Raw genomic sequence first — 9100 nt, 5'->3', positions numbered from 1 at the left:
CTACAGCTATCGCTAATTTATATCGTGCTGGTTTGGCAGCACAAGCTGTTTTTAATTCGCATTCTCGTAAAAAAACAACTATGGTGGTTGGTATTATAACCATGATAGTTGCATGTTTCCCTTTTGTGTTTAGTCAAATATTGCCTTTATTAACTTATGCTGGTTTATTAGTCGTTCCAGTAGGAGGAATCGTATTTGCAGAACACCAAATATTTCCAAAAATTGGTTATACAAGGTATTGGTCACATTACAAACAATTAACTTTTAGTACACCTGCGATAGTCTCTTGGGGATTAGGATTAGTGTTTGGGTTTGGTTTAAATATTATAGACGTGATGCCATTCTACTATCTGTTCTTACCAACATGGTTATTTACCATTATTATTTATACCCTTTTGGCTGGAAAATATGGTGCTAAAGAAAGCTATCCAGTAGAAGAATTAAAAGAAAAAGTAAGAAATGAAAATATAGAAGCTTACCAAGAGCAAAAAGCTGAACATGTAACGAAAACGATTAAGGATCATTCTCTATTTTCTAAAATTTTAGGCGGAGTAGCGTTAATATCCTTAGCCATAACTTTAGTATTAGCTTGTAATGTATTATTTGGTAGTGCAGACGAAAATATTTATATTAATAACAGAGAGATTTTTTATCGTTATGCTTTTGTATGTACACTAATATATTTTGTAACGGCATATTGGAAATTAAAAAGAGGAAAAAATAAAAACATATAATATCGTGGAAAATTTAATTAAACTTAATCAGATGAATTTGGCTGAAGTTGCCAAAAAAATATCTTGCCCAACTTACGATCGTTCTAAAGTAAAAGCAGGTATTGTACATGTAGGGATTGGTGGATTTCACAGAGCACATGAAGCGTTTTACACAGATCAATTATTACACGATACTAGTGTTACAGATTGGGGTATTTGTGGTGTTGCATTATTAGATTTCGACACTAAAATATACAATACATTAAAAGCCCAGGATGGTTTATACACGCTTATTATTAAAGAATTAGATGGTACATTAACTAAACGCGTTATCGGTTCTATTGTAGAATGTTTATATGCTCCTGAAAATCCGATGCAGGTTATTGATAAAATGGCTAGTCCAGGTATCAAAATCATAACGTTAACTATTACAGAAGGAGGCTATAATTATAACGAAGCTACTGAAGCATTCGATTTTGAGAATCCACAAATTCAATACGATTTAGAACATCCAGACGCACCGAAAACTATTTTCGGATATTTAACTCAAGCCTTAAAGCGAAGAAAAGCAAAAGGTTTAGCGATTACTATTCAGTCATGCGATAATATTAAAGGTAACGGCGATTTAGCTAAACGGATGTTGTTAAGTTATGTTGAAAAAGCAGAACCAGAACTAATGGCTTGGATTGAAGATAATGTATCTTTTCCAAACAGTATGGTAGATCGTATTACACCAGCAACATCACCTGTAGACATTTCAAATCTAAACGCATCTTCTGGAATTGATGATGCTTGGCCAGTGGTTTGCGAACCTTTCCATCAGTGGGTTATAGAAGACGAATTTAAAGCCGGAAGACCTGCTTGGGAAACTGTAGGTGCACAATTTGTAGCCGACGTAGATCCGTATGAAAAAATGAAATTAACACTGCTTAATGCTGGACACTCTGTATTAGGAATTTTAGGAGCATTAAGAGGGTATACCACTATAGATGAAGCGGTTTATAATACTGAAATTAGTACGTTTTTAAGATTGTATATGGACGAGGAAGTGACTCCAACTTTATCAGATTTAGAAGGCGTAGATTTAGATAAATATAAAGAAACCTTATTACATAGATTTGGAAATATTTATATGAAAGATCAAATTGATCGTATCTGTTCAGAAAGCTCAGCTAAATTCCCAATATTTGTATTACCTACTGTAAATGCGCAATTAGCAAGACAGGGCTCTGTAGATTTTGCAGCTCTAGTTGTTGCAGCTTGGGCAATTTATAGTTTAGGAAAAGACGAAAATCAACACGATTTAATTATAAAAGATGTCATGCAAGCCTCTTTAGCAAAACAAGCAGAATTGGCTAAAGAAAATCCTTCAGAGTTTTTAGAATTAGAATCTATTTTTGGAAAATTAAAAACATCAGAAACCTTTGTGAAAGCCTTTACAAAAGCTTATAATTCTATTTCTGATAACGGTGTAGAACAGAGTGTTATTGCTTGGAATACATCGGTTTTAAAACATAGTTAAATGAAAAATATTGTTTGTTTCGGCGAGGTTTTATGGGATGTGTTTCCAACACATAAAAAAATTGGTGGCGCACCCCTAAACGTCGCATTAAGATTACAGTCTTTTGGAAATAAAGTGTCTATTATTACTAGAATAGGAGACGATACCAAAGGTGCTGAAATTTTTGACTTTATTAAAGCACATGGTGTTAATACTAAAAATGTTCAGGTTGATGATACGCTAGAAACTGGAGCTGTAGATGTTGTTTTGGACGAAACAGGATCTGCTTCCTACACCATTAATGCTAATCGTGCTTGGGATAATATTCAGCTTACAGAAACTGCTGTAGAACAAACAAAACAGGCAGATGCTTTTATATTTGGTAGTTTAGTAGCCAGAGATAAAACTTCTCGTGCCACATTGTATGCGCTATTAGAAGTCGCAAAATATAAGATACTAGATATTAATTTAAGAGCCCCACATTATACCACGGCGGTTTTGAGTTATTTAATGGATACAGCCGATTTTATTAAGTTTAATGATGATGAAATTTTTGAAATTTCAAAATCTCTAAATTTTGAATCGACAGACTTAAAAGATACGATTTTGTTTATCGCAGATAAAACCAACACGACATGTGTTTGTGTTACCAAAGGATCTGAAGGTGCACTCTTATACTTAGATGGTACATTTTATGAAAACGAAGGCTATCAAGTAAATGTAGTAGATACTGTAGGTGCAGGCGATTCTTTTCTAGGGTCTTTAATTACCAAATTACTTGTAAATACACCACCGCAAATCGCTATAGATTATGCTTGTGCAGTTGGTGCATTAGTGGCCAGTCACGAAGGTGCTAATCCAAAACTTGATGAAACTGATATACATGCATTTATACACACTTAAATCCCTCTAATTAAGTAATGTATTATAAAGCCTCAAATTAATTTTGAGGCTTTTTTAGTTGTACTTTTCAAATTAATATGGTTTAATGTGGATGTTTTTCAATTTGTTCAGGCTCTAACATGCCTGCCGTATTTAATTTGAAGTTAAATCAGAAACGAGAGATGTTTAAATAATATGTTTTTTAAAACATCGGCTATTTTCTACGTTCGCATATTGTCCATAATTAGGAATAAGCTCATAGCCGTTTTTATGATATAAAGCAATGGCTTCTGGTTGTTGCATGCCAGTTTCTAGCACACAAGAGGTGTAGTCTAATTCTTTAGCCCATTGTTCTAATTCAGAAAGCACGATAGAAGCTAATCCTTGCCCGCGACTTTGTTCTGCCGTATACATCCTCTTCACTTCAACACTTGTAGTATCAAATGGTTTAATAGCGCCACAAGAAACGGGAATAGCATTATTATAGGCAATTACAACATGTTTAAGCATATCAATTTTATTGAATTGCGCATAAAAGGCATGATCCTCACCATCTCTTATTGCCAAATCAGAATCCAACAATTTCACTAAGGCTATAAAATCTTTATGGTTTGAATCTGTTCTTAAAAGTTCCATATCATGCGTTATTAATTTTTAGGTAGCAAAGAAGAACTTTAAATTATAATTTAAAATCTCTTCATAGATTATGCATTGTAAAAATCGCAAACTTTTTTAAAAACCATCTTAAAATCTTTAGAAATCTCTTCACTATTATGTTTCGTTGCTGGAAACGGATCTTCGTGAGTATAATCTCTGTCAAAATCGAGTTCTTCTACTTTTATATTAATATCGCGATAAGCGCCTTGCAATGTATTAATAATTTCGAAAGATGGAATAACATGATCTTTTCTTAGAGTTATAGCATAAATCTGATCTTCATGTTTTTTTAATAAATCTTCTCTAAAGACTCTCATTTTTTGGTAATCGAGCATGGCATGAAAGACTTCTCCTTCCAAATGATCTTCTAAAATATAATGTTTTAGAATAGCATCTTGCTTTAAAAACTTATCGAAATGCTCGATTAAAAAGGAATATAATGCCACGTTGGCTTCGCTGTCTAAAATGAATTTTGAGACCGAAGAAAACCGGTTAAATGTTGTGCCACTACAAAATAAACACATTTTAGCATCAGAGAAATAATTTTTGTAATTGGTCAGTTTTAATATTTGAGCAAGAAAACCTCCTATTGAATACGCGAAAATATCGAATTGAAAATCCTTATTAATGTGTGGGTTTTTCCCAGATTTAAATTCTTCTATTAGCTGAATAATATCGTGATACGTCTGTAGTCCAGAATAAATAAAACGCTGAGGCATGGCATGTAATCGCATGCTAATGGCTACGTTAGACAGTGTAGAATTAATAATGTTAGGATATCTTTTTTTGCGTTCCTCACTTAATTTATACATATCCCTTTTGCTGCTCCAATGTTTAGGCGCACGCTGCATATGAAATGCCAAAGGGAATAACACCACATGGCTGCCGGTGCCTTCGCAAATATTTTCTGCCCAAGGTAAATATTTTGTCCAATCGCGTTCGTTAAAACCGTGCAAAAGAAAAATAACTTTTTTAGCAACGTCGTTATTTTTTGGTTTTATAATCTGATAGTTAAAAAAACGATTCTCGTTTACACAAATGTCTTTTATATGTACATTATCGTGAATGGTGCCAACTTCTGTGTGGAATTGAGCCGTGTTTTTTAATTTTAAGTGATGTTTAATACATTCGTAATCGTCTGTTCCGGGAAGTATATTATACGATAACGATTCAAAAGGATACTCTACTAATTCTATATTCATGTTAAGCATTTAAGAATACTAACTACTCAGTGATCTTTATGTTTAAGTCTATAGGGAAACAAGAATGCGTCACTATAATTTTGACTTAGACACTACGTAAATTTACCAAAAATAGAGCTGATAATAGAAGGAAAGCGATTGTTTTTAATCAAGAGATGAAACAGAATTTATATTGAACATAACTAGAAATGTGCTGTTTTTCAATTTGGATTTAGGATTGAAACATTTGCTATGTAACACAGCATCACACATTTTAAGTTATGTTCATAATAAAAAAAAGAACCTTATTTTACGCCTAATTTCTTTAAAATGGTTTCTAATAAGCACCATTTTGTAAAGGCCGATTGAATTAAATTCACCCCTATAAAAACGGTGAACCACATCCAATTTGGGTTAACATATACGGTTAGGACTACGCTTAGTAATACCATAGTACCTACAATTGTTCTAAAATATGTGTTTAACATGTTATATTAAGTTTTAGGTTATATAAATCGCTCTACTGGAACTACAATAGCGCGAATCGGATTATTGGTTTCTAAGTTTGCATTAAACGCTTTAATTAAATCAAAAAGCGTATCAATATGTTTATCTTCTGTAAAAGAGAAAAATAAATCTGAAGCATTGCTAAGCTTTTCACCAGAGAACCATTGCGACTCCATTAATACAGATGTGTTGTTTTTAAAGCCTTCGATATCCGAACTACTAAAATTTTCAATATTTGCTTTTTTGAAGAGCCTCAAAATTTCTTTTTGAAAATCTCCAACAGAGGTTACTATAACTAATTTCATGATGTGTAGAGTTAAGGCCTTTCGAGCGCAACCAAAACCTGTTTATAATGGTTAGAATTGCTAGTTTGTTTGTCGTTTTGATTGCATTCGACAAGGCTAATTATTTATAATTCTTTTTTTCAATCATATAATACACTAAAGGCACAACCAATAATGTTAGTACGGTAGAAACTATAGTTCCGCCCATTAATGAAATCGCTAAGCCCTGAAAAATAGGGTCGAATAAGATAACAAAGGCTCCAATCACTACAGTTCCTGCAGTTAATAAAATGGGTGTTGTTCTCACTGCTCCAGCTTCAATAGCTGCTTGTTTTAAAGGCACGCCTTCGTCTAACCTTAAGTTTATAAAGTCGATAAGTAACACGGAGTTCCGTACCATAATTCCCGCAAGTGCAATCATTCCAATAAACGAAGTCGCCGTAAAGAAAGCTCCCATAATCCAGTGTCCAAGTATAATTCCGATTAACGATAAGGGTATAGCTACCATCATAACTACTGGTGCTTTAAAGTTTTGGAACCATCCCACAATTAATAAGTATATAATTATAATGGCACCTAAAAATGCAATTCCTAAATCTCTAAAGACTTCCAAAGTTATTTGCCATTCACCATCCCATTTCACGGTGTAATTATCTTCAAATTCTGGCTGACCTAAATACATCTCATCTAGTGAATAGCCTTCAGGAAGTTTTACGTCTTTCAATTTGTCTTCCATACCTAAAATAGCGTACACCGGACTTTCTAAATTTCCAGCCATATCTCCCATAACATACACCACACGTTTTTGGTTTTTACGGTAAATACTTTTTGCTTTAGTAGATTCTGAAATATCTACCAAATCACCAATAGTAATCATTTGGCCTTGGTTAGATTTTACCTTTAATTGCGATATATCATTAATGGTCGATTTCTCTTTTTCGTCTAAGGCTAAAACTAATCCCACTTGGTGAGATGCATTTTCATCGTAAAGCGTCGTAATTGCTCGGTTAGACAAAGCCATATTTAAGGTGTATACTATTTGCTGTGGAGCAACTCCATACAACATGGCTTTTTCCTTGTTCACATTAAATCCGTATTCTACCTGATCGGCTTCAACCATCCAATCTATATCTACAACATCTTCAGTGTTTTTAAGAATGTTTTGTATTTGGTTGGCAACGTTAATTTGTTCGTCATAATCCGGACCATAAACTTCAGCATCAATAGTAGACATTACTGGAGGTCCTGGCGGAACTTCAACAATTTTTACATTGGCATTGTATTTAGAACCTGTCTTTTGAATTTCTGGACGTAACAGTCTGGCAATATCATGACTCTGTGCTGTACGTTCTTCTTTGTCGACTAAATTCACCTGAATGTCTGCCATATTACTTCCGCCACGTAAATCGTAATGACGTACTAAACCGTTAAAAGTAATAGGAGCAGAGGTGCCTACATAACTTTGATAATTTACTACTTCTGGTCGGGTCGATAAATATTGTGCAATTTCCTGAGTCACTACAGCTGTTCGCTCTAATGTTGTGCCTTCAGGCATATCGATTACGACTTGGAATTCGTTTTTATTATCAAATGGTAACATTTTTACCGCTACAGATTTGGTGAAAAACAAGGCCATAGACGCCAATAGAATTACAAAAGTGATGCCTAAAAACAACCAACGTTTACTTTTGTTTTCTAGTAATGGGCGCTCAAACTTATCGTACAATTTGTAAATAAGCGTGTCTTCCATAGGTTTTTCAACTTTTTCTGGCTGTCCTTTTTTATCCTTTTCTTGTAGAAAAATAAACCCTAAATATGGCGTTATCGTTAAAGCTACAAATAAAGATAAAATCATAGCAATAGAAGCTCCAATTGGCATTGGCGACATATATGGTCCCATTAAACCAGACACAAATGCCATAGGTAACACCGAAGCAATTACCGTAAACGTGGCTAAAATTGTTGGGTTTCCTACCTCGTTAATGGCATATAAAGCGGCCTGTTTAAACGGCAAACGTTTCATCTTAAAATGCCTGTGCATGTTTTCTGCAATAATAATAGAATCGTCTACCACAATACCCGTTACAAATACCAACGCAAATAAGGTAATTCGGTTTAAGGTATAATCTAGCATATAATAACTTAGCAGTGTTAACGCAAAGGTGATTGGTACCGATAAAAACACCACTAAACCACCACGCCAACCCATAGCTAACATCACAACAAAAGTTACGGCAATAATGGAACCGATAAGGTGTAATAATAATTCCGATACTTTTTTAGAAGCCGTTTCTCCGTAGTTTCTTGTAATTTCTACATGTACATCGTCCGGAATTAAATGCTTGCGTAAATGGTCTACTTTATCTAAAATCACATCTGCAATTTTCATGGCATCTGCACCTTTACGTTTTGCAATAGAAATGGTTACTGCAGGATATTCAGAATTGTATGTTGTGCCATTTTCACTCGCTTGTCCAAAACCTAAACTCACATAATTTTGAGGTACTTCAGGACCATCAACGATGGTTGCAATCTGTTTTAAATATATAGGCTGATTTTGTTGTACACCGACTACTAAATTTTCAACATCTTCAACTGTTTCTAAGAATTTTCCTGTGTTTACAAGAAATTCGGTGTCACTTTTATCAAAACTACCAGCGCTAAGTTGTTTGTTATTGGCTTTAATCATTTCAGAAACGGTCAAGAAATCTAAGCCACTTGCCGCTAATTTATCTTTGTCTAAAACCACACGCATTTGGCGATTTCTTCCTCCAATTTTTTGTGTAATGGCTACGTCGTTTACTTTTTCAATTTCATCCGTTAACTCTTGCGCCATTTGTTTTAGTTGGTAATCGTCGTAATTTTCACTCCACAACGTTAAACCCAACATCGGTACATCGTCTATCGCACGTGTTTTAACCAACGGAAACGTCACACCTTCGGGCATTTCGTCCATATGTTTATTAATTTCGTTGTATAATTTTACAAACGAACGCTCGATATCTTCACCTACATAAAACTGAACAATCACCATACCTTGTTCTTTCATCGAGGTTGAATACACATATTCTACACCTTTAATATTCGAAATTAATTTTTCTAAAGGTTTTATAACTCGCGACTCAACTTCTGTAGGACTTGCCCCAGGATAGCCCACAAAAATATCGGCCATTGGCACATCAATTTGTGGCTCTTCTTCCCTCGGAATTAAAAATGAACTATACACTCCAATAACCATAAACACGATCATTAAAAGTACAGTTAGCTTAGAGCCTATAAAGACTTTGGCTATTTTCCCTGCTAAACCTTCTTTCATAATTTATCTTTTTTTGGGCGTTTAAACAGGCTATTCGCTATATCTTTTTACTGTGGTTT

General features: G+C 34.2%; 8 protein-coding genes. 3 read left to right on the top strand and 5 right to left on the bottom strand.

Annotated elements, in window-relative coordinates:
* The 3 genes from AST99_RS18670 to AST99_RS02015 all read left to right on the top strand — a co-directional run.
* A partial coding sequence (locus tag AST99_RS18670; RefSeq protein WP_198151375.1) for a purine-cytosine permease family protein occupies positions 1-734 on the top strand: 734 nt, incomplete at its 5' end.
* Positions 735-738: 4 nt separating this feature from the next.
* The gene (locus AST99_RS02020) at positions 739-2235 is read left to right on the top strand and encodes a mannitol dehydrogenase family protein (RefSeq protein WP_198151373.1); all 1497 of its coding nucleotides are present in this window, start codon (positions 739-741) and stop codon (positions 2233-2235) included.
* Positions 2236-3117, top strand: a complete 882-nt coding sequence (locus AST99_RS02015; protein ID WP_057778597.1) for a carbohydrate kinase family protein — start codon at positions 2236-2238, stop codon at positions 3115-3117.
* Between the two features lie 165 nt (positions 3118-3282).
* Here AST99_RS02015 and AST99_RS02010 read toward each other — a convergent pair whose 3' ends face one another.
* The 5 genes from AST99_RS02010 to AST99_RS01990 all read right to left on the bottom strand — a co-directional run bounded on the left by AST99_RS02010 (position 3283) and on the right by AST99_RS01990 (position 9041).
* On the bottom strand, positions 3283-3732 hold the full coding sequence (locus tag AST99_RS02010; protein WP_057778595.1) for a GNAT family N-acetyltransferase: 450 nt from the start codon (positions 3730-3732) through the stop codon (positions 3283-3285).
* A 68-nt stretch (positions 3733-3800) separates the two neighbouring features.
* Complete coding sequence (locus tag AST99_RS02005; RefSeq protein ID WP_057778593.1) at positions 3801-4955, bottom strand: DUF6051 family protein; 1155 nt, start codon at positions 4953-4955, stop codon at positions 3801-3803.
* A gap of 284 nt (positions 4956-5239) precedes the next feature.
* On the bottom strand, positions 5240-5422 hold the full coding sequence (locus AST99_RS02000) for a YgaP family membrane protein (RefSeq protein WP_057778591.1): 183 nt from the start codon (positions 5420-5422) through the stop codon (positions 5240-5242).
* Positions 5423-5440: 18 nt separating this feature from the next.
* Positions 5441-5746, bottom strand: coding sequence for a hypothetical protein (locus tag AST99_RS01995; protein WP_057778589.1), 306 nt, complete (start codon positions 5744-5746; stop codon positions 5441-5443).
* A 100-nt stretch (positions 5747-5846) separates the two neighbouring features.
* Positions 5847-9041, bottom strand: a complete 3195-nt coding sequence (locus AST99_RS01990) for an efflux RND transporter permease subunit (protein WP_057778587.1) — start codon at positions 9039-9041, stop codon at positions 5847-5849.
* Positions 9042-9100 lie beyond the last annotated feature (59 nt).

Origin of the sequence: Formosa algae (genome assembly GCF_001439665.1) — a bacterium.
GTDB lineage: Bacteria > Bacteroidota > Bacteroidia > Flavobacteriales > Flavobacteriaceae > Formosa > Formosa algae.
This window is presented reverse-complemented; position numbering and strand designations above follow the sequence as displayed.